The organism is Streptomyces sp. DvalAA-14 (assembly GCF_900091855.1).
Taxonomy (GTDB): domain Bacteria; phylum Actinomycetota; class Actinomycetes; order Streptomycetales; family Streptomycetaceae; genus Actinacidiphila.
On sequence record NZ_FMCH01000368.1, the window covers coordinates 1 to 1,162 of the forward strand.

The 1,162-nt window shown below is 75.9% G+C and carries 1 protein-coding gene and 1 pseudogene; both read left to right on the forward strand.

What is annotated here, in order from left to right:
• Positions 1-843, forward strand: an 843-nt coding sequence (locus GA0115240_RS19120) for an IPT/TIG domain-containing protein (RefSeq protein ID WP_176725112.1), incomplete at its 5' end; no start/stop codon positions are given.
• Positions 844-944: 101 nt separating this feature from the next.
• Positions 945-1,162: pseudogene (locus GA0115240_RS19125) on the forward strand (NADP-dependent oxidoreductase); the annotation flags it as partial.

The following is a 1,162-nucleotide window of genomic DNA, read 5'->3' on the forward strand; positions in this document are numbered from 1 at the left end:
TCCCGGTCGGCGCCGGCCCGCAGGGCCTGGCCCGTCACCCCCGACGGCTCGCAGGTGTACGCCACCAACCTCGGCTCCGACACCGTCTCGGCCATCGACACCGCATCCGGGACGGTCGCGGCCACCACCGCGGTCGGCCGCAACCCGTCGGGCGTGGCGATCGTCCTCACCCCGGCGCCCGCCGCCCCCGCGCCAGTGGTGACCTCGGTCAGCCCCGGCTCCGGGCCGGTCACCGGCGGCACCGTCGTCACCGTCGGCGGCAGCCACCTGGCCGACGTCACCGCGGTCACCTTCGGCGGCACCCCGGCGGCCAGCTTCAGCTGCTCGGACAGCTCCTGCACCGCGGCCGCGCCGGCCGGCGCCGCCGGCAGCGTGGACGTGACGGCCACCAGCCCGGCCGGCACCAGCGCGACCGGCCCCGCCGACCGCTTCACCTACACCGCGGTCGCCCCGCAGTCCGCGGATGTGGCGGTGAGCCTGGCCGCCAGCCCCGCGCCCGCCCTGCTCGGGGCGCACATCGACTACACGCTGACCCTCGCCGACCAGGGGCCGGGCGCGGCCTCCTCGACGACGGTCACCGTCAATCTGCCCACCCCGCTCAAGGCCACCTCCAGTGACTGCGCGGCCACCGCCGGCAAGGTCACCTGCAGCGCCGGCCCGCTGGCCGCCGGGGCCCGGACCACCCGGCACTTCAGCGTGCCGATCGGTGTGCTGAGCCTGGACCTGCCCTACTCCGTCACCGCCACCCGCACCGCGAGCAGCCCCGCGGACCCGAATCCGGCCAACGACCGGGCCACCCGCACCTGCACGGTCGTCACCTCACTGCTCATCAACTGCTCCTGAGCCAGGCGCCGGTGGCGGACGCGCGGCGCGTTCGCCACCGGCGGCCTCCGGGACGGTGTTGGATGCCAACAGGCAGCCACGGTTCCCAGGAGGTAGCGACGATGGACACCATGCACGCCGTACGAGGGCACCACCGCGGCGGACCCGAACAGCTCCGCTACGAGGAGGCGCCGCGGCCGGTGCCCGCCGCCGCGGAGGTCCTCGTCCGGGTGCGCTCGGCGTCGATCACCCCGGGCGAGCTGGACTGGGACGCCACCTGGACCGATTCGCTGGCCCCCGGCGGCCGTCCGCGGCTGCCGATCGTGCCCTCCAAGGAATT